Origin of the sequence: Rahnella sikkimica (assembly GCF_002951615.1) — a bacterium.
Classification (GTDB): Bacteria; Pseudomonadota; Gammaproteobacteria; order Enterobacterales; family Enterobacteriaceae; genus Rahnella; species Rahnella sikkimica.
Window position 1 is genome coordinate 212,994 of sequence record NZ_CP019063.1, and the last position, 22,664, is coordinate 235,657.

Here is a 22,664-nt window from a genome sequence, read left to right on the forward strand (position 1 = left end):
TATGCAGATAATTTGCATAAAAATACACAAATTGACGAAGCGCTTCAACTTAAAGTTTGGTGAAGGTTACAGACTGAAAAGAAGAATCCTCCGAGTTCCCCGCGGTTACATTCATCTCAATCCTCAGATCGGGTATATTGGAACGCAGATCACAAAAATCCCTTAAAGGAAGACGTCGCACTATGAGTTATCGTTTCACCCTGGCCGCCATCGCGGCCGTTTTCGCACTGACAGGTTGCGCAAAAACGAAAACCGCCGAACAGCCGGCTTTCGATCTTGGCTCAACGCGGCTGACCGTCACCCACGTCCCGACGAAGACTGACGATGGTACCAAAATTTACGTCACCATTGATGGCAAGGATGCCGGTGCGCTGGGGCTCGGAGAGAGTGTCGAAGTACAACTTCCTGAAGGGAAACATAAAGTCGGCGGCTACGCCCGTTCACTGATTGGCCGTGTAACCATATCGCCTGTCGATGTGACAACGTCACGTAACGACATCAGCCATGTGACCTATTCCGTTGCGAACCTGAAGCCGACATTCCTGGTGCGCGCGACAACGCCAGTACCGAAACCTAAGTCAGAATCGGTGCCATTAGAACCGATCCCGGCCCTGCCAACACAAATTGAAGCACCGGCAACGGACGTGCAGGCACAAACAGCAACACCGGCGGCGACGGCGACAGCAACAACTGCCGCAGAAACCACAACGCCAGCCGCGGCTGCAACCGCACCGGCAACCACAACGACGCCTGCCACCACCACCGCGCCCGCGACGGCGACAAAAACAGAAACCACGACAACACCGGCGGCGTCCGCGACGACTCCGGCGACCACAACGCAGACTGAAACCACAACGACACCTGCCACGACCACGACGCAATCTGTGCCCGTCACCACTTTGCAGTCGCAGACGGACACCACAACGTCATCGCCTCAGGCAGCAAACATTACCGAACTTGAGGATCCGCAGAGCTAATCTGTTCTGCTTCCCGCACGGCCCGGCTCTGGATATATTCCCCAGAACCGGGCCGTTTGTTTTCAGAATTTCACCACCGCACCCAGTTCAATCACCCGGTTTGGCGGAATATGATAGTGCTCCGGCGCACGCAGCGAGTTGCGCTGCAATATCTGGAAAAGCTTGCCGCGCGCTTTTAAATACCACGGACGCGGATCGCCCAGCACGAACGTATCCCGCGACATAAAGAACGACGTTTCATTCATCGTACACTTCAGCCCTTCCAGCCCGCACCGGTACAAAATATCGCTGACATTCGGTTTTTCCCGCCAGCCATAACTGGCAATCACCCGCCAGAACGTCGGCGAAAGTTGCTCAATCGTCACACGCCGGACATTGTGAACGTAAGGCACGTCTTCCGTCGCAACCGTCAGCAATATCACGCGCTCATGCAATATCTTGTTATGTTTCAGATTATGCAGCAGCACCAGCGGCACTTCATATTGCCCGCGCGACATCACCACGGCGGTACCCGGTACGCGTTTTGGTGGCGCTTTTTCCAGTGATACGATCAGCGCCTCCAGCGCTTCCGGATCCTGACGCAAACGGCGCAGCAGACGGGAACGCTCGGTTTTCCAGGTCAGCATGATCACCAGAATCGCGAGGCCAATCGCCACCGGCAGCCAGCCGCCGGAGAAAAGTTTGACCAGATTTGCGGCAAACAGCGGCACGTCAATCAGCAGCATAACGGCCATCATCAGACCGCCCGCCCAGCTTTTCCAGCCCCAGTTTTTCACCATCACAATACCTATCAGCAGCGAGGTAATGACCATCGTCCCCGTCACCACAATGCCGTAGGCCGACGCCAGATTGCTGGAATGTTTGAAACTGAGGATGGCGATCAGCACCGCGAAATACAGCAGCCAGTTAACGACCGGAATATAGATCTGCCCCGACTCTTCATCCGAGGTATAGATGATGCGCATCGGCGGTAAATACCCCATCCGCACGGCCTGCCGCGTCAGGGAAAACACCCCTGAAATCACCGCCTGCGAAGCAATCACCGTCGCCAGCGTCGCCAGTATCAGTAACGGGATCAGCGCCCAGTCGGGGGCCAGCAGGAAAAACGGATTCTGGATGGCGTCAGGTTTGCTGAGTAACAACGCGCCCTGACCGAAATAATTCAACACCAGTGACGGCCCGACCAGAATAAACCACGCAATGCGGATCGGCTTTTTGCCGAAATGCCCCATGTCAGCGTACAACGCTTCCCCGCCGGTCACGGACAGCACCACCATGCCGAGCGCGAAGAACGACACGGTTTTGTATTCCGCAAAAAAATGCACCGCCCAGTACGGATTCAGCGCCTGAAATACCTGCGGATTACGCAAAATGCCGCTCAGACCCATCAGACCAATCGTGACAAACCAGACAACCATCACCGGTGCGAATATTTTCCCCACGCTGCCGGTCCCGTTTTTCTGAATGAAAAACAGCAGCGTCAGAACGGCAATCGAAAACGGGATGATAAAACGGTCGAGGGAAGGCTCGATGATTTCCAGCCCTTCAATGGCGGAAAGCACCGAAATCGCCGGGGTAATAACGCCGTCGCCGTAGAAGAAACTGCCGCCCACCAGCCCGAGGAACATGATGAGAGGCACCCAGCGCGGGCTCAGATTGCGCACAGCCAGCGACATCAGGGTAAGAATCCCCCCTTCGCCGTCGTTGTCGGCACGCATCACAAAACTGATGTATTTGACTGAAACCACCAGCATCAGCAGCCAGAAGATCAGCGACAGAAAGCCGAACAGAGAACTTTGTGTCAGGGTAATGCCCGCCTGGCCGGTCAGGCATTCCCGCAGGGTATATAACGGGCTAGTACCGATGTCGCCATACACGACACCAATACAGGCCACCGTCACAGTCAGCAGCGATGATTTCTTTTTTATATGTGTCATAAGGGGCTTCGCGATGTCTCAGGACAACTTTTGTTGTCCCATTTTCAGAGTATAGCTGCTGTCACCTATTCGCTGCTTAAACGCCTCTGTTTTCTTTACATAAAAGAAACATTTAACGAACAAAGCCTTTGGCGATCGCAATGAAATTATCGCGGACTGAATCGTCATAACGCGGATCCCACGCGATCCCCACCTGCCAGCGGGTTGCCTCACCCGGAAGCGGCACTATATTCAGCCCCGGCGGCGCGATATGCACCACGCTTTGCGGCAACAGCGCCACACCAATACCGGCAATAATCAGCGCGACAATCGTCTGGATATCTTCGACCTGCTGGGTTGATGCGGGGAAGATATGCTGATCGTGCAGGAACAGCGTCGTCTGGGTATTCAGGCCGCCGCCGCGTTCAGGATACAAACGCAGCAACGGGAATTGTTGCAGCCAGCTTTCGAGGTTCATTGCGGTATTTTCCGGCGTGACCAGCACCAGACGGTCTTCAAACAGGCTGTGATAACTGAGCGGTCTGGCGGGCGGGACGCGGACAAACCCGACCTGCAACGCCCCGCTTTGCAACATTTCGTATTGTTGCGCCGAGGGCAGATCTTCCAGCGTGATATCCACGCCGGGATACTGCGCCCGGAACCGCGCAATGCACTCGGGCGCAAAGTAAAAACTCGACAACCCAAAACCTGCCGCCAGAAAACCCTCGCGTCCCTTCGCTACCTGTTCCGCGTGATGCAGAAACAGCTCGGCCTGCGCGACGACTTTTTTCGCCTCCGGCAACAACCGTCGTCCGCCCGTCGTCAGCGCGGTGCCGTGGCGGCCACGCGTAAACAGCGCCAGACTGACTCTGGATTCCAGCAGATTGATTTGTTTGGTGAGCGCGGGTTGCGATATCGCCAGCGCTTCAGCCGCCAGCGCGTAATGTCCTTTTTCAGCCAGCACCACAAACGCTTTCAGCAGCCGGGTATTCATATTTTGCATTCCCTTTGGTTATCAAAAATGTAAAAAAATTCATTATAAAGTTATCAACCGGATTGCTGTAATACCAGTGAAAGTCACCCTTTGTGACCCTTACGGAGACCGGCGATGAGCGAAGTAACTTCAGTAAAATCGATTAAAACGGCAGTGGTTCAGTTTCAGCATCAGGCCAGCAATAAGGCTTACAACCTGTTGATTATGGAGAAATACATTGAACAGGCCGCCGGACAGGGCGTGAAGATCCTGACCTTCCCGGAAATGTGCATCACCGGTTACTGGCATGTCCCTAATTTGTCGGCAGAAGAAGTAAATGCGCTGGCTGAACCGCTGGACACCAGCCCGTCGCTGACGCTTATCCGTGCGCTGGCGGCAAAAAATCAGATGCTGATTGGCGCGGGTCTTATCGAACGGGCGGCAGATGGTCAGATTTACAACACCTACGTGGCCTGTATGCCGGACGGTTCTTATCACGCGCACCGCAAATTGCACGCGTTTGAACATCCTGCCTTTAGCTGCGGCGAAGGTTTTACCGTGTTTGACACGCCGTGGGGCGTGAAGGTGGGGATCCTGATTTGCTGGGACAATAATCTGGTGGAAAACGTCCGCGCGACCACGCTGCTCGGTGCGGATATCCTGCTGACACCGCATCAGACCGGGGGCACGCATTCGCGCAGCCCGCACGGAATGAAACCCATCCCGCTGGAATTGTGGGAACAGCGTGCGGAAAGACAGGAAGAAATCACCGCTGCTTTCAAAGGCGAAAGCGGGCGCGGATGGATCCTGCGCTGGCTGCCGTCGCGCGCCCACGATAACGGGATATTCATTTTATTCAGCAACGGTGTCGGCGCAGATGCTGATGAAGTCCGCACCGGCAACGCGATGATCCTTGACCCTTATGGCCGGATCGTCAGCGAAACCTGGGCGGCCAGCGATGCGATGGTCAGCGCCGAACTCGATTTGACGCTGATCCCCATGAGTTCCGGCCGCCGCTGGATCTATGGCCGCCGCCCGGAATTATATTCGATTCTGACGCAGCGCCAGGGCTACGAACGTGATGCTATCACCGCACGTTTTTCCGAAGAAGCGACGGGGCCGGCATCGCGTAAAGTGTAGACATTCATAGCGTAATCATTACGGAAGCCGGTGATCTGCGATGACCGGCTCGTCCGCCCGCAGACTGCGCCTTAACCGCTGAGATTTACTGAATACCTCCCTCTGAACCTAACGGATTAGGATTACTGACTTTTTTGTCTCTCTGCGGGTGAATTTCAGGCCAAATGAAGCCTTTTCATACAAATATAGCCAAGGCTAACATTCTTAACCAATACTATAACTAATTGAATATTATGGTTTTTTTATTTTGTTTTTTGTGGCAGACTGCGCGCTTCTGATGATAACCCGCCTTTTTGTTACTAAAGGCCTGACCGGTCCGTTTTTATGCAACTTTATACTATCCTCATTCTGGCTTTTGGTATGTCTATGGACGCTTTCGCGGCGGCTATCGGCAAAGGTGCCGCGTTGCACCGTCCCCCGCTGAAAGAGGCATTGCGTACCGGATTAATTTTTGGCGTGATTGAAGCCATTACCCCGGTGATCGGCTGGGCAATCGGTCTGGCGGCCAGCCAGTTTATTATGAGCTGGGATCACTGGGTGGCATTCACCCTGCTGCTGATTCTGGGCATTCGTATGATTGCGCAGGCGTTCAAAAACGATAAAACCGAAGAAACCGAAGCGCCGAACCGTCACGGTTTTTGGCTGCTGGTCACCACCGCGATCGCCACCAGTCTGGATGCGATGGCCGTGGGCGTCGGACTGGCGTTCCTGCAAGTGAATATTCTGGTGATGGCGCTGACGATTGGTGCCGCCACCACGATTATGGCAACCACCGGCATGTTGCTTGGCCGTTTTCTGGGTGCCGCCATCGGCAAATGGGCCGAAGTGCTGGGCGGTATCGTGCTGATTGGCATCGGCACGTCGATTCTGGTCGAGCATTTAGGTTTGCTGAGCTGATGCGAATTACGGTAGTTTGAGGAGAAATGGTTCAGCCCAATCCGACAGGAGCAACGTAATGCCACATATTGATTTGAAATTTTATCCGCGCGGACTTTCTGAAGAAGCGACGCAGAAACTGGTCGATGACCTTTCCGCCGTGTTGATCAATCATCTGGGAACGACGGACAAAGCCATCTCCGTCATGCTGACCGAAGTTCAGCCGGATGCGTGGAAAAGCGATGTGTATGATCCGGTCATCAAACCGGCATTAGAACAGATGGCGAAAAAACCCGGTTATACCCTGTAACTCCCCCTCTTAAGCCCCGCTGGTATCTTGTCTGCGGGGCTTTTTTGTTTTAAAAAAGCGATCAGGTAAACGTCATCGCCCAGGTGATCACCCCGGCGACAACGGTGGTGAAGGTCAGCGCGACCAGAAAAAGCACGTCGACAATTTTTTCCAGCTTATGATTACGTCCCACGCTTCGGGTTCGTAGCGCCCAGTAAGACAGAATGGTGCTCGCCAGATACAAAATGGCGTTCACCGCCAGCAAATCATCCCCCAGCGTCCCTTCCTTTCTTAGCGTCGTGATGACCTGAAAGATCCCGATAACCGTAATGCAGACGCCAACCATCGCCGCTGAAGCCGTAAAAATATGGACACAGATATCCTCATCCAGTTTGACACTGCGGTTTTGTTTGAGCATCACACACTCCTTCAGGCAAGCGACATCCGTTTCGCAAAGGTTTCAGAACCCACGTTATCAGGCATTCCACTGAGTGTGGATCATGCTTTTGGGGGCTTCAATGTTACCGGTTAAAAACTTTCACCTCTTTGCATAGGCGACGCGGTAACCGCCGGAAACGGTTTGAATGTGCGCAAAACCCGGCTCGCCGAAATGCATACCTGCTACGAGCAGGTTTTCATGCGCGGCCTGCGCCATGATCGTTTTACGGGTGTTTTCCGCCTGAACGGGATCGCAATCAAACGCGATGGAAACGCCAGGCTGCGCAGACTGAATGTGCGGGAAATGCACGATGTCGCCCCAAATCAGCAGGCTTTGATCGCCCGAATCAATGCGATATCCGCTGTGCCCCGGCGTATGGCCGGGCAGCCAGACGGAACGAATGCCTTTCATAATCTCCGCGCCATCAAGAAACTTCAGCTTTGCCGCGTAAACCGTCAGCATCCGGCGCGCCAGCAAGAAATTTCGCTGCCGGTGCTCGGCGACCTGCATCATTTTACTGTCATCCCGCCAGTATTCAGCTTCGAGCGGGTGAAGGTGAATTTCCGCGTTGGGATAAACCGCCTGCCCTTCAGGGTCGAGCAAGCCGCCGATGTGATCCGGGTGCGCGTGCGTCAGAAGCACCGTATCGATATCTTCGGGAGCCACGCCCGCAGACCGCAGATTTTCACCGAGCTTTCCGCCCGCATTATTCAGTCCACCGGTACCGGAATCGACCAAAATCGTGCGCCCAGGCCCGCGGATCAGATAACAGTTGATATGAATATTGCCGGGCTCTGCCAGCCCGGCATCGCGTTGTATTTGTGCGGCATCTGCCGTCTCAATGCCGGACAACAGCTCCAGGCTGGCCGCCATGTTCCCATCGCTCAGGGCAGTCACAGTAAAATCCCCAATCTGGCGGGATGCAAAAGACGAATTATTCATAAACACCTCAGGTTAATTACGTGCATGAGGCTGCAACATCGTGGTTTAGCGGCTCATAAGCCTTTAATGTGTTTGATTGCCAGCTGGAGCGCCGAGTTCGGCTCACCGTGGAAATCCAGCGCTTCTTCCTGCGCACGTTCGAGACAAAAAACAATGCGCCTGCGGCTGACTTCCTCACAGTTCTGAGCAAGCATCAAACAACATTCACCCACCATCCTGCAGGCCTCTTCAAAAATCTGACCGGACTCTCGCATAGCAAACTCCATCACGCCTGAAAATAAAACACTGTTTTCAGGTTAACGGCATAATTTGAGAAAAGTTTGTTTTTTTTACCGAACCTTTACTCAAATTTTCTGAGTTCGCGGACTGTGCGCAGGGCGAAGTCAGAACATCACCGGCAACCAGAGTCCGCGTTTTACCTGCACCAGCGTTTGTTGCGTCACGTTTTGCGCCTGTTCAGTCCCGTGGCGTAGCAACGCCAGCAACTGGGCTTTGTCCTGAATAAATTCATTTCTGCGAGTGCGGATGAAAATCGTTTACGCGTGGCGAATTCGGACCGGTGTACACGGCGCAGAATGCCTTAGCTGTGTTTTCTCACGGAGGGGACATTACGAAGGTATTGCCGGGAGGTTTGGACATTTGGCTTTGCCATCCCTGTCCAACAGACAGCCAGTTTACTTAGCACGAAAAGTAAATCACCAATCTTTTAAGGCAACGCTTTTCCCCGGCGTCTTTCGCTCAGCACGGCCAGTATTCCGGCGGCGGCAATCACCGATGCGCCGACCAGCGTTGAGGCCGTTGGCAGGCTGTCGAGGAACAGAAAACCAATCATCATCGACCAGACCATCGTGGTGTAATCGAACGGTGCAAGCAGCGACGCATCGGCATAGCGCAGGCTGAGCGTAATCAGGATCTGCGCCATTCCGCCAAAAAATCCGCAGCCGGTCAGCAGTAAAAGTTGTTTCGTATCGGGAATTTTCCAGCCGAAGAAAATCGTTGCCAGCCCGATCAGCATGGTCATCAGCGAGAAGTAGAAGACGATCGCGCCCGGCCTTTCAATGCCGTTCAGAAAGCGAATTTGTACCGACGACACCGCCGTACACATCGCCGCCAGCAGCGCCAGTATCACGCCGAGTCCGGCTGAAACCTGCGTAAATCCGCCCGAAAGCAGCGAACCGCTGTCACGCAGATGCGCCCACAGCATCACCACAATGCCGGTAAAACCGACCACCACCGCCATCCAGCGGGCAGCATGAACATTTTCGCGCAACAAAATAGCGGCCATGATCACCGTAAACAGTGGCGCGGCGTAACTGATTGCCGTGGCGTCCGCCAGCGAGATATACACCAGCGCCAGATAGTTAAAATACATGCCGCCGGTGCCGGAAAATCCGCGAATTAAATGGCCGAAGATATTCTTCGTTTTAATTTGCGCAATCACCGGCCCCTGTAATTTCAGCCAGATCAGCAGCGGAAATAAGGCGACGAAAGAGCGAAAGAATATCACTTCTCCGGTAGGAATATTTCCGCCCAGCCCTTTCACGCAGGCCAGCATGAGCGTGGCGCACAGGGCGGATAATATTTTTAGCGAAACACCCGTTCTGGCGTTCATGATTACCCTTGGTTCTTTGTGAACAGCGGTCTGCAACTGACGGCTATTCTGGCAGAGCGGCCTTTTTTGCGGTCATACAAAAAGCGTATCGCCATACAGGGTTTCCTTCTTATACAACGCCAGATTGAGCTTATATAGTCGGGTAGACCTCATAAGAAACCGCAGCCATTTTTGCTCACCGTGAGCCAGGGGAAGTTGTCGTCACACACCGCTAATTAAAAAGTCCCGGAGAATGAATGATGAAACTCAAGTTACTGTCTTGCTCGTTGCTGGCATTGCCACTGATGGCGGCCTTTTCCTCTGCGAAAGCCGATGTTCTTTCTGATATTCAGGCGCGCGGCGCACTTAACTGTGCCGTGTATTCCGATGTGCCGCCGTTCTCTTCGCCGGATCCGAAAACGCGCCAGCTGGCCGGGATGGACGTCGATTTATGCACGGCGTTAGCCAAACAGATGGGCGTAAAACTCAATCTGATGCCGACCTCTATTGAAGCGCGTATCGCGGTGATCGCCACCGGGCGCGCCGACGTGCTGATTGCCAATCTGGCGTACACCAAAACGCGCGGCCAGCAGATTCAGTTCAGCGACCCGTACTACGTGGCGAAAGAAGTGCTGGTGGTGAAAAAGCCGAACGTCGATAAAACCCGTGCGGATTTTAAAGGCAAACGCATCAGCGCCACCAAAGGCACGACGTCTGAACAATCCATTTATCTGGCGGGCGCAAAAGCCGTGACCTTCCAGGATGCCGCGTCGGCGTTTCTGGCGCTGGAACAGAATAAAGCCGTGGGCTTTGTCACCAACACCATGACCGCTATCAAGATGATTTCTCAGGCCGGAAAAGACGGCATCGAACTGGGGATGATCAAAGAACCGATGGCGCTGGAACCGATTGGCGTCGGCATGAAAAAGGACGAACCGGCGTTGCTGGCGAAAGTGAACAGCAGCCTGAAAACGATGGATGACGACGGCACCATCGACAAAATCTGGGCGACCTGGATCGGGCCCAATACCGAATACAAAATGGTGCGCGAGGACAAAGTCCAGCCGCTCTCCAGCCTCAAATTTGAACCTCTGGAATAGCCGATGACCCTTGTGTCGCACGAGGCGCCTTCCCGCGCCTCTTTTATTCTTGCCAGTCAGGGCGACAACGTCAAAATCTCCACCATCGGCAGCCGTGCGTGGCTGATTGAAGCGCCGGGGGATTTCGACCTGCCCGCGCAGCGCCGTATCTGGTCGCTGGCGGCCACGTTGCGCGCACGCGATGACGTCGAATCGCTGATCCCCGGCGTCACCAATTTGCTGGTGCTGTTTCGACAGACACCGGAAGATTACGACGCCACCTTCGCCCTCCTGGTCGCCGCGTGGGAACAGGCGCAGGCGGTTCATCCGCAAGGCAAACTGATTGAAATTCCGGTGATTTACGGCGGCGAACACGCCACGGATCTGGATGCCGTTTGTCAGCATACCGGGCTTTCGCCGCGCGAGGTCATCCGCCGCCACTCTCAGGGCAGCTACACGGTGTTTTCACTGGGCAGCGCGCCGGGTTTTGGCTATCTCCACGGGCTGGATCCGTCTCTCGCCACGCCGCGTAAAAAAGTCCCCTCGCTCAATATGCTCAAAGGCACCGTGACCATCGGCGGCGCGCAAACCGGCGTTTCCGCGCTCACCGGGCCAAACGGCTGGAACGCCATCGGATTCGCCGAACTGACGCTGTTTGACCCGCGTGCTGAAAATCCCGCGCTGATGGCACCGGGTGACAGCGTGCGGTTTCTGCCAGAGAGGATAGAACTGTGACCCAACAAGCTGTGATTGAAATAGTGAAAACCGGCCCGCTGAATACCGTTCAGGACGCGGGCCGCAGCGGTTTTCGGGATATCGGCGTGTCCGTCAGCGGGGTGATGGATCCGCTGGCGTTTCGCGCGGGCAATATCCTGCTGGGTAACGACGAAAACGCCGCCTGCATAGAAGTGCAGATGTTCCCGTTTAAAGTCCGCTTTCTTGCCGATACCAGCATTGCCGTTACCGGCGCGGATTGCCGCACGAAGCTCGATGGCGCAGATCTTCCGCCCTGGTGGGCCTGTTCCGTCCGCGCCGGGCAGGAGCTGGAAATGCAGTTCCCGCGTTCCGGTGCGCGCAGCTATTTGTGCGTCGCGGGCGGCATTGACGTGCCGGTCGTCATGGGTTCGCGCAGCACCGCCCTGCGTGGCGGTTTCGGCGGAACAGACGGGCGACCGCTGGCGAAAAACGATCGTCTTGCGGCGGGCGTAACTTTCGCATCGTCTTTGCCTGCGCAAGGCATGGGTATCGAGCCACCGGAGATCGCACTGGCCAACGTCTTCCCGACCAGCACTGAAGGCCTGGTGCAGCTGCGCGCCATTCCTGCCGGTGAATATGCGCTGTTTGAGGCCGATCTGCCGCGCTTCTGGTCGCAGCCGTGGAAAGTTTCCCTGCACAGCAACCGCACCGGTTACCGCTTATCCGGCACGCCGGTTACGCCGTCGAAAGTCATCGAAATGCGCTCCTACGGATTAATTCCCGGCATCGTTCAGGTTCCGCCCGCGGGTGAGCCAATCATTCAGCTGGCAGACGCCAATACTGCCGGAGGCTATCCAAAAATCGCGGGCATTATCGAAGAGGATTTATGGCGTCTGGCGCAGGTTCAGCCCGGCCAGAGCATCCGGCTGGTCAAAAGCGATGCGCGGGAAGCCATTGCTGTCGCAAGCCAGATCAACCAGTGGTTCACCCGTCTGCGCGATAACGTGATGCCGGTGAAAACGGTAATGGGGTTTTAAATTCCCCTCCTCATGAAACAGAGAACGGATGAAACAGAAAACGGGCCCGAAAAAGGCCCGTTTTTTTATCGTCTGAACTCAGATCTTGTTACTTCAGCCCTGCACAAAACTCCGCGATCCGGTCACAGCCGTCCTGCAAGATTTCCATGCTGGTGGCGTAGGAAAGGCGGAAGTACGGGCTCATCCCGTAGGCCGCGCCCTGTACGGTGACGACGTGTTTTTCTTCGATCAGCGCCAGCACAAAATCCGCATCATTTTTGATGTAACGCCCGCCTGCGGTGGTCTTCCCGATACAGCCTTCGATGTTCACGAACAGATAAAACGCGCCCTGCGGCTTATGGCAGCGCAGTTCATGCACGGAGGTTAAACGCTCCAGCACGTAATCGCGGCGCTGACGGTAAATTTCGGCGCGCTCTTTCAGTAAATCCTGCGGGCCATTCAGTACCGCGACCGCTGCCGCCTGCGTGAGCGTGGTGACGCCACCGCTGTTTTGCGTGTTCACGTTGCTCATGGCTTTAATCAGATCTTTCGGGCCGCCGCAAAAACCTAAACGCCAGCCGGTCATGGAATAGGCTTTCGATACGCCGTTAACCGTCAGCACGCGATCGAGCAAACGCGGTTCCACTTCGGCCAGCGTGTAAAACGTCACGTCGTCATAAATCAGGTGTTCGTAGATATCATCCGTCAGGATCCACACCTCCGTATGGCGCAGCATCACTTCGCCAATCGCCTGCAATTCCTGGCGCGTTGCCACGGAACCGGTCGGGTTGCTCGGGTAATTCAGCAGCAGCCATTTGGTTTTCGGGGTAATCGCCGCTTCGATGTCCTGCGGATACGGCTTGAAATTATTCTCTTCCGGGCAGGCCACCGGCACCGGAATACCGCCCGCAAATTTGACGATATCCGCATAGCTGATCCACGACGGCGTGGGGATCACCACTTCATCGCCCGGATTGATCGTCGCCAGCATCGCGTTAAAGATAATTTGCTTCGCGCCACCTGCGGTAAGGATCTGGCTCACGTCGTAATCCAGATTGTTATCGCGCTGGAATTTACGCGCGATGGCAGCACGCAGCGCCGGAGTTCCGTCGGTCGGCGGATAACGGGTATCGCCGCCGAGTGCGGCGGCATAGGCCGCTTCCGTGGCGTGCAGAGGCGTGGGGAAATCCGGTTCGCCGGTGGAAAGCGCGATGACGTTCACGCCTGCGGCGGCGAGGTCGCGGGCCTTTTGCGTCATGGTGACGGAGGCTGAAACAGAGACATTTTTTAAGCGATCGGCGATATCAGGCATGGTCCTGGGGTTCCAATGTTTTATCGAGCGTAAAAAGACGGACAGCGATGAGGCACTACAGGGGAAAGAGTAATGAGGAACGGGCCGCGCCGACCAATAGCGCTTTGTTGTGGTGACATAACACAAAGCAATGGCTGAACGCCCAAATCAGGCAATTTGCACCGATGCGGTGCAGGCGGGGATTGGCATTATTCGGGGGGCGACGCAAACGCCGAAAATATCCGGCTACGCCGTGAGCAAACTGGCGCTGAAATCAGAGGAAAAAACGGCGTTCGGGCATAAATCAGCGGGTTAACGCGTGTTGGCACTCATCTTGCTTCATACACATTACTTATAACAGCACCTGTTTCCGTGATGAGGATGCCATCGTGAATCTCCGCCGCCTTAAATATTTTATCAAGATTGTCGATGTGGGCAGCCTCACTCAGGCCGCAGATATCCTGCACATTGCGCAGCCTGCGCTCAGCCAGCAACTCGCCACGCTGGAAGGCGAAGTGAATCAGCAACTGCTGATCCGCACCAAACGCGGCGTGACGCCGACCGAAGCGGGCAAGATTTTGTATATCCACGCGCAGGCCATTTTGCGCCAGTGCGATCAGGCGCAGAGCGCGATTGATGGCTCGGCGCTGGCGCTGTCGGGCAGCGTTTCCGTCGGGCTGGCACCGGGCACCGCCGCACAACAGCTGGCGTTGCCGCTGATGGAAGAAGTCCACCGGCAATATCCGGGCATCGTATTGTATTTCAATGAGAACTTCGGCACTACGTTGAGCGAACTCATCATGAATGGCCGGATGGATATGGCGGTGATTTACGGCAACCGCGAAATTCACGGGCTGCGCTTTATGCCGCTGATGAAAGAAGATCTGTATTTCGTATGCCCGCATACGCTGAGTAAACCCCTGAAATCCGTCAGTCTGGCGCAGGTGGCGAAGTACGATCTGTTCCTGCCGCGCATTTATAACATCATGCGCAAAGTCATCGACGACGCGTTTATCCATGAAGAAGTGACATACCGCGTGAAGTGCGAAATTGAATCACAAACTACCCTCAATGCCGCGCTGGCCGCAGGTTTAGGCTGCACGATCATGCCGGAATCTGCCGCCCGTGCGATGCTCAACGCCTCCGGTTCGTGGATGGCGAAAATCGATAAACCGAACATTCAGGCCGCATTATCATTTTGTATGTCCGACCATCTGCCGCTTTCCCAACCCGCCGAAGCGGTCAAAGCGATTTTGCTGTCGCTGATGGCCAGCCGCACGGTGGATAACCGGCCCCTGACGCTGGTCGGGTAATAAGCACACCTTATTACCGCAAAGCGAAATCCTCTTTCCTGACGTCCGCAGTGACACGATAGAGTGCATTTACCGCCCGCACAGCGGGTCGTTTGTCGTCGTTATTGCGCGGGGACACTCTCTCTTCGACGGGATGGATATGGAAAAAAAAGCACCAGCACTCAGCGAGTTGCGCTCTGTCGCACAGAAGATGCGCAAGTCCGGCCTGAGCCAGATTGAACTGCGCGGAAACGGCTTCCGGGTCAGCATGAAATACGCACCAGTCTCCCCTGCTGTTTTGCCGGGCCGCGTGCCCGAAGCAACGCCTGCGCTTCCCGCGCTGACCGCTCCCGACGCGGTGTGCGCACCGTTCCCCGGCATCGTGCTGTTACAGCATCCGCTCAGCAAAATTCCGTTCACTCAGCCCGGCGAAAAAGTCGGGAAAGACGCGCTGCTTGGCCTGCTGAAAGTCGGCGTGATTTACCTGCCGTTGCGCAGTCCGGTACAGGGCGTGGTGGAGTCCCTTTGCGTAAAAGACGGTGACTGCGTGGAATACGGCGCGGCGATTTTCACGTTACGCCGCGAGGAGCTGGCCGCATGAAATACATCGATTTAAACGCCGATATCGGCGAAGGCTTTGGCGATTACCTCATTGCCGACGACGCCGCGCTGATGCCGCTGATCACCTCCGCCAACGTGGCCTGCGGGTTTCACGCCGGGGACGCGGTGATTATGGCGAAAACCGTCGCGCTGGCGAAAAAGTATCAGGTGGATCTGGGCGCGCACGTCGGGTTCCCCGATTTGTCCGGGTTTGGCCGCCGCCGGATGCACATCGAACCGGAGGTCATGGCACATTACGTCACCTATCAGCTCGGCGCGCTTTCTGCGTTTGCCAGAGCGGCGGATTACCCGCTGACGCACATGAGTTTTCACGGCGCGCTGGGGAATATGGTCTCCGAAGACGCTCAGCTGGCGCGTGTGTTATTGCAGGCGGTGAAGGATTTCGATGCACAGATGATCATCAGCACAATGCCCGGCAACGCCGTCGAGCGTATGGCGCGGGAGCTGAATTTGCCGGTGATTTGCACGTTTCTCGCCGACCGCGCGTATGAAAGCAACGGGCTGCTGGTCAGCCGGGCGAAACCGGACGCGGTGATTCATGACAAAGAGCAGGTGCGCACACGCATCCGCCAGCTGCTGCGCGAAGGCACGGTGCAAAGTATTGATGGCGTGACGTTGCCGGTTGCCGCCACCTCGATTCTGGTTCACGGCGATACGCCGGAATCCCTCGAAATGGTGCATACGCTGCGGGAAATTATTGCCGAAATGGGCATCGCGCTGATGCCGCCAGGCCAGCAACGCCGCCTGCTGGCGCGGGAAAACGCGCTGTTATAAGTCCCGCTTATCGCCTCACACGGTTTATGTCTTATACCGTCTGAGAATTACTGGATACAGTCAGAAAACACCCACCGGCAGAACATGACGGAGCCGGGGGTTTAACAGGAGAGTCGCAATGCCATTTTCAGATTACAAAACCGCGCTGGTGACCGGCGCATCGGCCGGAATGGGTGAAGCCATTGTCGAACGTCTGTGTCAGGAAGGGATCACGGTTCACGCCGTCGCACGCCGCGCCGATCAGCTGGCCGCCCTCGCCGCCCGCACCGGCTGTATTCCGCACGCGCTCGACGTCAGCGATCTCGACGCCGTCACGCGCCTGTGCAGCGAAATCAGCGTGGACATTCTGGTGAACAACGCCGGTGTTTCGCGCCCCGGCTCGATCCTGAACGCCGATGAAGAATCGGTGGATACGCAGGTGGACGTGAATCTGCGCGCCGTTTTGCATCTCTGCCGCCTGCTGGTGCCGGGCATGATGGAACGCGATCGCGGCCACGTCATTAATATCACCTCGATTGCCGCGATTTATAACTTCGGCGGCAACTCGATTTATCACGCCACCAAAGCCGGGGTTCACGCCCTCTCGCGCCAGCTGCGCGTTGACTGCTACGGGAAACGTGTGCGCATTACCGAAATCTGCCCCGGCCGCGTGGCGACGGACATTTTCGGTAACGTTTCCGGCGATCACGAAGACGCCCGCCGCCGCTTCATTGACGGTTTTGAACTGCCGGAAGCCAAAGATATCGCCGACTGCGTGGCGTTTGCCGTGTCTGCGCCGATTGCCGTGAACATCGGCAACATCGAAATCACTCCGACGTTGCAGGTGCCCGGTGGCCTTTCCACCATGCGCCCCGGCGAGAGCCTGTGATCTTATCCTTATAAACCGACAGTTCAACCATTCAGGAGGGTGAAAATACGATGACGCTCGATTTCAGCAAAGTCCTGACCGGTCAGTTCGGACAGATGATCGTCGATGGAATGGTTGTCACCCTCAAGCTGGCGCTGGGGTCCTGGCTGCTGGCGATGTTTATTGCCCTGCTGCTGGTCGTCATCCGGCTGACGCACAAACGCGCCGCCGAATATTTTGTCCGCGCATATGTGTCGTATCACCGCAATGTGCCGACGCTTATCCAGCTGATGATGTGGTATTTCGCCATTCCGACGCTGCTGCCGGAATCCGTGCAGATGTGGATTAACGATTTCAACGCCGAGTTCCTGTTCTCGATGTTTGCGCTCGGATTGTGTCAGGCGGCGTACTTCTCCGAAGACATCCGCAGCGGTTTACGCGCTATTCCTGAAGGGCAAACCGAGGCATCACGCGCGCTGGGCATGAGTTACACCCGCTCCCTGCGTTCGGTGATTTTGCCGCAGGCCATCCGCAACGCGTTGCCGTCGCTGCTTAACCACACCGTTTTACTGTTCAAAAACACCAGTCTGGCGATGGTCATTGGCGTGGCTGAACTGACTTACGTGACCCGTGATATTGAAAACCAGACGTTCCGCACTTTCGAATCGTATCTGGTGGCCTCTGCCGGTTATCTGTTCTTCTCTCTGCTGCTGATGGGTGCCGGTGCGTTGCTGGCCCGCCGGTTCCAGCGGGTTTACGCGAGGTAATCCCATGCTCGAAATGTTCACGATTTTGCACGACAACGGGATGCTGTTCCTGATGGGACAATACCCGCAGGGGCCGCTCGGCGGGATCCTCTGTACGCTGCTGATTTCCGTGCTGGCCGTGCTGTTTGCGCTGCCGGTGGGGGTCTTGCTCGGGCTGGCGCGTTTGTCGCCGTTCCGCTGGCTGAGCTGGCCTGCCGCCTGCTGGGTCTACGGTTTGCGCGGTATTCCGCTGCTGATGGTGGTGTTCTGGACGTACTTTTGCGTCCCGCTGTTAATCGGCCACAACATCAGCGGATTCAGCACCATGCTGTGTACGCTGGTGATTTATGAAAGTGCCTATATCGCCGAGATTGTGCGCGGCGGCATTCAGGCGCTGCCGGGCGGCCAGTACGAGGCGGCACGCGCGTTGGGCATGAGTTATTTCAAAACGCTGCGCCTGATTATTCTGCCGCAGGCGTTGTACAACACGCTACCAAGCCTGGTCAGCCAGCTGGTTTCGATTATTAAAGACAGCACGCTCGGTTACGTGATTAACGTGCCGGAGCTGACCTTTGCCGCCAGTCAGGTGAACAACCAGCTGCTGACCAAGCCGTTTCAGGTTTTCGCGATTGTCGCGATGGGCTATTACCTGATCTGTTTCAGCCTGACGTGGCTCGCCAATAAGCTGGAAGCGCGCATTACGCGCAAACGGCAGAACCGCGTGCCAGACGCGGACAATGTGGCGCAGGCGATGCTGCTGACCAAGACTCAATCACAATAAGGAACGACGATGCGACCGATGATCTTATTTAATCAGGTCAATAAATGGTATGGCGAATACCAGGCGCTGACCGATCTGAGTGCAGAAGTTCGAAGCGGTGAAGTGGTGGTGGTGTGCGGGCCGTCCGGTTCGGGCAAATCAACGCTGATCCGCACCGTCAACCGGCTGGAGCCGATCGAAGAAGGCCAGATTTTGTTTGATGGCATGGACATTCACGGCACCAGCACGCGCCTGAACCAGTTGCGCACGCGCATCGGGTTTGTGTTCCAGAACTTCAACCTTTTCCCGCACGTTTCAGTGCTGGAAAACATCATGATGTCGCCGGTGAAAGTGCTCGGCGTGAAGCGTCAGGACGCGCGTCAGCACGCGGGCGAACTGCTGGAACGCGTCGGGTTGTCGCACAAAGCCAATGCCTATCCGGCGCAGCTTTCCGGCGGACAACAGCAGCGCGTCGCCATTGCGCGTGCGTTAGCCATGAAGCCGCCGGTGATGTTGTTTGATGAACCGACGTCAGCGCTGGATCCGGAAATGGTCGGTGAAGTGCTGAACGTGATGCGCGGTCTGGCGCGGGAAGGCATGACCATGATGTGCGTGACGCACGAAATGAATTTTGCCCGCGAAGTGGCGGACACGATCTGGTTTATGGATCAGGGGAAAATTCTGGAGAAATCCACGCCGGAGAACTTCTTCACGCGCCCGCAGCACGCCCGTGCGCAGAAGTTTTTGAGCGATTTGCATCACAACTGACGGGCTGGTCTTGCGCCTTTGCGGTAAAACGCCAAGGCGCAAGACCCCGCTTTATGAGGTTTTGGTTCTTCGCTGTTTCTTATCCAGATACATCGCCTGGTCGGCTTCATGCAGCGCCTGATCCGGATTCACCAGCGCAGGATTAATCGCGATAGCGCCGATACTCGGCCCCGCGTAATCCAGCGTACAGGAATGCAGTTTGTACTGGCCGGTCAGTAAATTGCGCAGACGGGTTTTAAACGCCTCCGCCGCAAGCTGCGCGTCGTCAAAGCCGGATGGCCCTTCTCCGGCCACGATAAATTCGTCACCGCCCACTCGTCCGAGAATTTCCCCTTCCGCCGCGCCCGCTTTCAGCCTTTGCCCGATGGCATACAGAAAATCATCGCCCGTTTCATGCCCGTAAACATCATTGATCTGTTTGAAATCATCTAAATCGGCAAAGGCCACCAGAACATAATTCGCCTTGTCAGCGGCACGATCGAAAAGCGCTGGCAACGTTTCAAACACCGCGCGGCGGTTGGGTAATTCGGTGAGTTCATCGGTCAGGCTGACGGCGGTCAGCGCGGCATTCGCCTCTTGCAGCTTTTTCAGCAGTTGTTCGTTCTGAATCTGCTGGGCGATCAGTTGCGCGAAAAGCTGCAACACCTGTTCGCTGCGCTCGGACAGCTCGCGGTTTTCGGAACTGGCGGCGCACAGCGTGCCGTACAGCGAACCGTCCACCAGCGTCACCGGCGTGCTCACGTAAGTCATGATCCCCAGCGCTTTTGCCGCCTCGGAATCGCCCCAGATACTGGCGACATCGCAGGTATAACGGCGGCCTTCGTCGAGCGCGCGCTTGCACAGCGTATCGCCCCAAGGAACGGAAAGCCCTTCGGGAATTTGCATACTTTTCGTGTTGCGGGAGAACAGAATGTGCTGGAAGTCGCCTTCCGGTTCAATGCGGGTGAGATACGTCGATTCCATATTGGTCACCAGCTCAAGCATTTCGAGCAGTTGTCGAACGAGTCCTTCAAGCGTGTATTCAGATTCTAACGCACTCGAAATGCGCTCAATAAGATTGTCAGACATGACTCAGAATAAACCTTTCTTTTAATAATTGGCTTTGCTGGCGGGTGCCCCGGATCCGCGCATTTTAACATAGTTCCTGATGAAGTAATCCCCCTGCCACGGCGGCCATTGCCCGGCCGGTTTTAGGCATAAAAAACCGCTCCAGAGAGCGGTTTGCTGTGTAATACCCGATAGTTTTACTTCAGGTTCTCTTTAAAGAAAGAGGTCAGTTTGGCAAACGGGATCAGATCGGTACGGTCGTAGAGATCAACGTGACCGGCACCGGGAACGATGTAGAGCTCTTTCGGCTGGCCCGCACGTTTGTAGGCGTCTTCACTGAATTCCTTGGAGTGCGCCTGGTCGCCGGTGATGAACAGCATCGGGCGCGGTGAAATCGTTTCGATATCGTTGAACGGATAGAAATTCATGAATTTCACGTTGCTGGTCAGCGTCGGGTGCGTGGTCAGCGCTGAGGTTGTTCCTTTTGGCGTAAACTCGCCGCGCGGCGTGCGGTAAAAATCATAAAACTCTTTGGCAATTGGCGGGGAGTTTTCGTCAATTTTATCCGGCGTGCCGCTGGTGTACTGGGTTGCGCCACCGGTGAATTCGGTATAACGCTGTTCGGCGGCGTCGGCGATGATCTGCTTACGCTGCGCCAGCGTTAACGAATTATTCAGCGCGTGACGGTTGGCGGAACCCATGTCGTACATGCTCACCGTCGCAATCGCTTTCATGCGCGGATCGATTTTGGCCGCGCTGATCACAAAGCTGCCGCTGCCGCAAATCCCCAATACGCCGATGCGGTTTCTGTCGATAAACGGACGTGTCCCGAGGTAATCCACGGCGGCACTGAAATCTTCCGCATAGATATCCGGCGCAACGGCGTTACGCGGTTTGCCTTCGCTTTCACCCCAGAAAGAGATATCAATCGCCAGCGTGACAAAACCCTGCTCGGCCAGTTTCTGCGCGTACAGATTCGAGCTTTGCTCTTTCACCGCGCCCATCGGATGACCGATAACAATCGCCGGATTTTTAGCGTTCTGATCCATGCCTTTGGGCATAAACAGGTTGCCGGTGACGTTCATCTGATACTGATTTTTAAACGTCACTTTTTGCTGGGTGACATTGTCACTTTTATAAAAATTATCCGCACCTTTTGACATGTCCGCAGCGGTTGCCGCGAACGAGCTGATGAACAGCCCCAGTAACATAGACAGCATTCTCATAGCGATATCCTTGATGGAGAGTGGCAAAAACAGGCGGCAGTTCGCCCGGTGAATCAGTGAATTACGTTTGTTGTGCGTTACGCCGCGTTATCCCGGCGGGATGTCACCCATGCCAGGCAGGAAGCCAGCGCCAGCAGTGCGGCGCTGAGGGCAAAAGTGCTTTGCCAGCCGGTGTGGTCAAACGCCAGGCCGCCGGTGGTGGAGCCCAGCGCGATGCTGAGTTGCACGACGGCAACCATCAGCCCGCCCCCGGCTTCCGCGTTGTCGGGGAAGGTCTTCGCCACCCACGACCACCAGCCAACGGGTGCCGCCGTGGCCACCAGGCCCCAGAGGCCCAGTAAGGTGAATACGAGCCAGAGAACATGGCCGGAGAGCATCAGCGTTACAGCTATCACGGCCATCATCAGCGGGATCGCGATGAGCGTTAGGTAGAAGTTTTTCTTCAGGAACGTGCCGATCAGCAGCGTCCCGATAAACCCGGAAACACCGAGCGTCAGCAGAATGAGAGACAAGGTTTCCACGTTGACGCGCGTGACCGTTTCAAGAAACGGGCGCAAATATGTGAACAGCGCAAACTGCCCCATGAAGAAAACACCGCAGGCCACCAGCCCTGTTGCCGCAAGCGGATTTTTCAACAACCGGAAGAGGTTTCCCGTGCCTTTTTCACGAACGCCAGGAGCCATCGACGGCAGGCTGATCATCTGCCAGATAAAGGCGACGAGCGCGACCGGCACGAGGCAAAAGAATGCGCCACGCCAGCCCATCACGGAGCCGAGATAACTGCCCAGCGGTGCAGCCACCACCGTCGCCAGCGCATTGCCGCCGTTGAAAATCGCCAGGGCGCGCGGCACTTTCTCCAGCGGCACCATCCGGATGGCCAGCGCGGCGGACATCGACCAGAATCCGCCGATCACCACGCCAATCAGTGCGCGGCCCGCCATGTACGTCAGATAGTTGGGCGCAAAAGCAATCACCGCACCGGAAAACGCCATCAGCAGCGTCAGTCCTAAAAGCAGATGTTTGCGGTTGATATTCCCCGCCAGTCGCGGCAGCAGCAAACTGGTGATCACGGCCAGCGCGCCGGAGATGGCGATCCCCTGCCCGGCCAGCCCTTCGCTGACGCCCAGATCCTGTGAAACCGGTGACAGCAGGCTGACGGGCATAAACTCCGACGCCACCAGCGCAAAGGCGCACATCGTTATCGCCCAGATGCCGTTCCAGTGCGCCACGGGCTGCCGGTTCGCTACAGGGTTCTCAATGATTGTCGTCACGCATTACCCTTTTTAATTTTTTGCAGGATGAATTTTTGGCAAGCCGGGACCGGTCTTTATTCACGGGAATAAAAACTGATAAAACAT

At 56.0% G+C, this 22,664-nt stretch carries 25 protein-coding genes and 1 pseudogene; 15 read left to right on the forward strand and 11 right to left on the reverse strand.

The features are described 5' to 3' along the window. Positions 1–182: 182 nt before the first annotated feature. A complete protein-coding gene (locus BV494_RS22365; RefSeq protein WP_226790126.1) occupies positions 183–977 on the forward strand; it encodes a hypothetical protein in 795 nt (264 codons plus the stop codon). 62 nt (positions 978–1,039) lie between these two features. Here the strand turns inward: BV494_RS22365 and kup are convergent, their stop codons facing one another. Both kup and BV494_RS22375 read right to left on the reverse strand, forming a co-directional pair. Beyond that, a complete protein-coding gene (gene kup, locus BV494_RS22370; RefSeq protein WP_104925008.1) occupies positions 1,040–2,914 on the reverse strand; it encodes a low affinity potassium transporter Kup in 1,875 nt (624 codons plus the stop codon). 112 nt (positions 2,915–3,026) lie between these two features. After that, entirely contained in the window at positions 3,027–3,887 is an 861-nt protein-coding gene (locus BV494_RS22375) for a LysR family transcriptional regulator (protein ID WP_104925009.1), read from the reverse strand. 114 nt (positions 3,888–4,001) lie between these two features. Between BV494_RS22375 and BV494_RS22380 the strand changes: the two genes are divergently transcribed. The 3 genes from BV494_RS22380 to pptA all read left to right on the forward strand — a co-directional run bounded on the left by BV494_RS22380 (position 4,002) and on the right by pptA (position 6,192). After that, entirely contained in the window at positions 4,002–5,006 is a 1,005-nt protein-coding gene (locus tag BV494_RS22380; RefSeq protein ID WP_104925010.1) for a nitrilase family protein, read from the forward strand. A 324-nt stretch (positions 5,007–5,330) separates the two neighbouring features. Beyond that, positions 5,331–5,903, forward strand: coding sequence for a manganese efflux pump MntP (gene mntP / locus BV494_RS22385; RefSeq protein WP_104925011.1), 573 nt, complete (start codon positions 5,331–5,333; stop codon positions 5,901–5,903). Positions 5,904–5,961: 58 nt separating this feature from the next. After that, positions 5,962–6,192: a tautomerase PptA gene (gene pptA / locus BV494_RS22390; RefSeq protein WP_104925012.1), complete on the forward strand. Its 231-nt coding sequence runs from the start codon at positions 5,962–5,964 to the stop codon at positions 6,190–6,192. 61 nt (positions 6,193–6,253) lie between these two features. On the opposite strand, the gene BV494_RS22395 is transcribed toward pptA, so the two are convergent. From BV494_RS22395 to BV494_RS22410, 5 genes and pseudogenes are all read right to left on the reverse strand, one after another. Then, positions 6,254–6,589 carry a hypothetical protein gene (locus BV494_RS22395; RefSeq protein WP_104925013.1) on the reverse strand — a complete coding sequence of 112 codons (336 nt, stop codon included), beginning with the start codon at positions 6,587–6,589 and terminating at the stop codon, positions 6,254–6,256. Positions 6,590–6,709: 120 nt separating this feature from the next. Further along, positions 6,710–7,552 (reverse strand): MBL fold metallo-hydrolase, encoded by an 843-nt coding sequence (locus BV494_RS22400; protein ID WP_104925014.1) that lies wholly within the window; start codon positions 7,550–7,552, stop codon positions 6,710–6,712. 53 nt (positions 7,553–7,605) lie between these two features. Continuing rightward, complete coding sequence (locus tag BV494_RS22405) at positions 7,606–7,746, reverse strand: hypothetical protein (RefSeq protein ID WP_226790127.1); 141 nt, start codon at positions 7,744–7,746, stop codon at positions 7,606–7,608. A 189-nt stretch (positions 7,747–7,935) separates the two neighbouring features. Next, positions 7,936–8,079 (reverse strand): annotated as a pseudogene (locus tag BV494_RS26150) (tryptophan--tRNA ligase); the annotation flags it as partial. Positions 8,080–8,258: 179 nt separating this feature from the next. Continuing rightward, a complete protein-coding gene (locus tag BV494_RS22410; RefSeq protein WP_104925016.1) occupies positions 8,259–9,164 on the reverse strand; it encodes a DMT family transporter in 906 nt (301 codons plus the stop codon). Between the two features lie 239 nt (positions 9,165–9,403). On the opposite strand from BV494_RS22410, the gene BV494_RS22415 reads away from it, so the two are divergent. Genes BV494_RS22415 through BV494_RS22425 form a run of 3 tightly spaced genes read left to right on the forward strand, consistent with a single transcriptional unit; the run spans position 9,404 to position 11,955 of the window. Next, a complete protein-coding gene (locus BV494_RS22415; protein ID WP_104925277.1) occupies positions 9,404–10,243 on the forward strand; it encodes a transporter substrate-binding domain-containing protein in 840 nt (279 codons plus the stop codon). A 3-nt stretch (positions 10,244–10,246) separates the two neighbouring features. Further along, positions 10,247–10,957, forward strand: coding sequence for a 5-oxoprolinase subunit PxpB (pxpB, locus tag BV494_RS22420; protein WP_104925017.1), 711 nt, complete (start codon positions 10,247–10,249; stop codon positions 10,955–10,957). A gap of 11 nt (positions 10,958–10,968) precedes the next feature. Then, positions 10,969–11,955 carry a 5-oxoprolinase subunit C family protein gene (locus BV494_RS22425; protein ID WP_192938215.1) on the forward strand — a complete coding sequence of 329 codons (987 nt, stop codon included), beginning with the start codon at positions 10,969–10,971 and terminating at the stop codon, positions 11,953–11,955. Between the two features lie 88 nt (positions 11,956–12,043). On the opposite strand, the gene BV494_RS22430 is transcribed toward BV494_RS22425, so the two are convergent. Beyond that, positions 12,044–13,246, reverse strand: a complete 1,203-nt coding sequence (locus BV494_RS22430) for a pyridoxal phosphate-dependent aminotransferase (protein WP_104925019.1) — start codon at positions 13,244–13,246, stop codon at positions 12,044–12,046. Between the two features lie 130 nt (positions 13,247–13,376). Between BV494_RS22430 and BV494_RS25925 the strand changes: the two genes are divergently transcribed. From BV494_RS25925 to BV494_RS22465, 8 genes are all read left to right on the forward strand, one after another. Further along, complete coding sequence (locus BV494_RS25925) at positions 13,377–13,541, forward strand: hypothetical protein (protein WP_192938209.1); 165 nt, start codon at positions 13,377–13,379, stop codon at positions 13,539–13,541. Between the two features lie 73 nt (positions 13,542–13,614). Next, positions 13,615–14,538, forward strand: a complete 924-nt coding sequence (gene nac / locus BV494_RS22435; protein WP_104925020.1) for a nitrogen assimilation transcriptional regulator NAC — start codon at positions 13,615–13,617, stop codon at positions 14,536–14,538. Between the two features lie 139 nt (positions 14,539–14,677). Further along, positions 14,678–15,118 (forward strand): acetyl-CoA carboxylase biotin carboxyl carrier protein, encoded by a 441-nt coding sequence (locus BV494_RS22440; RefSeq protein ID WP_104925021.1) that lies wholly within the window; start codon positions 14,678–14,680, stop codon positions 15,116–15,118. Next, a complete protein-coding gene (locus BV494_RS22445; RefSeq protein ID WP_104925022.1) occupies positions 15,115–15,912 on the forward strand; it encodes a LamB/YcsF family protein in 798 nt (265 codons plus the stop codon). The genes BV494_RS22440 and BV494_RS22445 overlap by 4 nt, the downstream gene beginning before the upstream one ends. A gap of 118 nt (positions 15,913–16,030) precedes the next feature. Beyond that, the gene (locus tag BV494_RS22450) at positions 16,031–16,780 is read left to right on the forward strand and encodes an SDR family oxidoreductase (protein WP_104925023.1); all 750 of its coding nucleotides are present in this window, start codon (positions 16,031–16,033) and stop codon (positions 16,778–16,780) included. Positions 16,781–16,830: 50 nt separating this feature from the next. Beyond that, on the forward strand, positions 16,831–17,526 hold the full coding sequence (locus BV494_RS22455; RefSeq protein WP_104925024.1) for an amino acid ABC transporter permease: 696 nt from the start codon (positions 16,831–16,833) through the stop codon (positions 17,524–17,526). Positions 17,527–17,530: 4 nt separating this feature from the next. Further along, a complete protein-coding gene (locus tag BV494_RS22460) occupies positions 17,531–18,286 on the forward strand; it encodes an amino acid ABC transporter permease (protein WP_104925025.1) in 756 nt (251 codons plus the stop codon). Positions 18,287–18,295: 9 nt separating this feature from the next. After that, entirely contained in the window at positions 18,296–19,033 is a 738-nt protein-coding gene (locus tag BV494_RS22465) for an amino acid ABC transporter ATP-binding protein (RefSeq protein ID WP_104925026.1), read from the forward strand. A gap of 51 nt (positions 19,034–19,084) precedes the next feature. Here BV494_RS22465 and BV494_RS22470 read toward each other — a convergent pair whose 3' ends face one another. The 3 genes from BV494_RS22470 to BV494_RS22480 all read right to left on the reverse strand — a co-directional run bounded on the left by BV494_RS22470 (position 19,085) and on the right by BV494_RS22480 (position 22,577). Further along, positions 19,085–20,101, reverse strand: coding sequence for a sensor domain-containing diguanylate cyclase (locus tag BV494_RS22470; RefSeq protein ID WP_104925027.1), 1,017 nt, complete (start codon positions 20,099–20,101; stop codon positions 19,085–19,087). Positions 20,102–20,277: 176 nt separating this feature from the next. Next, positions 20,278–21,306 carry an alpha/beta hydrolase gene (locus tag BV494_RS22475; RefSeq protein ID WP_104925028.1) on the reverse strand — a complete coding sequence of 343 codons (1,029 nt, stop codon included), beginning with the start codon at positions 21,304–21,306 and terminating at the stop codon, positions 20,278–20,280. Positions 21,307–21,383: 77 nt separating this feature from the next. After that, the gene (locus BV494_RS22480; RefSeq protein WP_226790128.1) at positions 21,384–22,577 is read right to left on the reverse strand and encodes an MFS transporter; all 1,194 of its coding nucleotides are present in this window, start codon (positions 22,575–22,577) and stop codon (positions 21,384–21,386) included. Positions 22,578–22,664 lie beyond the last annotated feature (87 nt).

Coding starts and splice junctions, on each gene's coding strand:
- BV494_RS22365 (WP_226790126.1), top strand. CDS start 183: ATGAGTTATCGTTTCACCCTGGCCGCCATCGCGGCCGTTTTCGCACTG.
- kup (WP_104925008.1), bottom strand. CDS start 2,914: ATGACACATATAAAAAAGAAATCATCGCTGCTGACTGTGACGGTGGCC.
- BV494_RS22375 (WP_104925009.1), bottom strand. CDS start 3,887: ATGAATACCCGGCTGCTGAAAGCGTTTGTGGTGCTGGCTGAAAAAGGA.
- BV494_RS22380 (WP_104925010.1), top strand. CDS start 4,002: ATGAGCGAAGTAACTTCAGTAAAATCGATTAAAACGGCAGTGGTTCAG.
- mntP (WP_104925011.1), top strand. CDS start 5,331: ATGCAACTTTATACTATCCTCATTCTGGCTTTTGGTATGTCTATGGAC.
- pptA (WP_104925012.1), top strand. CDS start 5,962: ATGCCACATATTGATTTGAAATTTTATCCGCGCGGACTTTCTGAAGAA.
- BV494_RS22395 (WP_104925013.1), bottom strand. CDS start 6,589: ATGCTCAAACAAAACCGCAGTGTCAAACTGGATGAGGATATCTGTGTC.
- BV494_RS22400 (WP_104925014.1), bottom strand. CDS start 7,552: ATGAATAATTCGTCTTTTGCATCCCGCCAGATTGGGGATTTTACTGTG.
- BV494_RS22405 (WP_226790127.1), bottom strand. CDS start 7,746: ATGCTTGCTCAGAACTGTGAGGAAGTCAGCCGCAGGCGCATTGTTTTT.
- BV494_RS22410 (WP_104925016.1), bottom strand. CDS start 9,164: ATGAACGCCAGAACGGGTGTTTCGCTAAAAATATTATCCGCCCTGTGC.
- BV494_RS22415 (WP_104925277.1), top strand. CDS start 9,404: ATGAAACTCAAGTTACTGTCTTGCTCGTTGCTGGCATTGCCACTGATG.
- pxpB (WP_104925017.1), top strand. CDS start 10,247: ATGACCCTTGTGTCGCACGAGGCGCCTTCCCGCGCCTCTTTTATTCTT.
- BV494_RS22430 (WP_104925019.1), bottom strand. CDS start 13,246: ATGCCTGATATCGCCGATCGCTTAAAAAATGTCTCTGTTTCAGCCTCC.
- BV494_RS25925 (WP_192938209.1), top strand. CDS start 13,377: ATGGCTGAACGCCCAAATCAGGCAATTTGCACCGATGCGGTGCAGGCG.
- BV494_RS22440 (WP_104925021.1), top strand. CDS start 14,678: ATGGAAAAAAAAGCACCAGCACTCAGCGAGTTGCGCTCTGTCGCACAG.
- BV494_RS22445 (WP_104925022.1), top strand. CDS start 15,115: ATGAAATACATCGATTTAAACGCCGATATCGGCGAAGGCTTTGGCGAT.
- BV494_RS22450 (WP_104925023.1), top strand. CDS start 16,031: ATGCCATTTTCAGATTACAAAACCGCGCTGGTGACCGGCGCATCGGCC.
- BV494_RS22455 (WP_104925024.1), top strand. CDS start 16,831: ATGACGCTCGATTTCAGCAAAGTCCTGACCGGTCAGTTCGGACAGATG.
- BV494_RS22460 (WP_104925025.1), top strand. CDS start 17,531: ATGCTCGAAATGTTCACGATTTTGCACGACAACGGGATGCTGTTCCTG.
- BV494_RS22465 (WP_104925026.1), top strand. CDS start 18,296: ATGCGACCGATGATCTTATTTAATCAGGTCAATAAATGGTATGGCGAA.
- BV494_RS22470 (WP_104925027.1), bottom strand. CDS start 20,101: ATGTCTGACAATCTTATTGAGCGCATTTCGAGTGCGTTAGAATCTGAA.
- BV494_RS22475 (WP_104925028.1), bottom strand. CDS start 21,306: ATGAGAATGCTGTCTATGTTACTGGGGCTGTTCATCAGCTCGTTCGCG.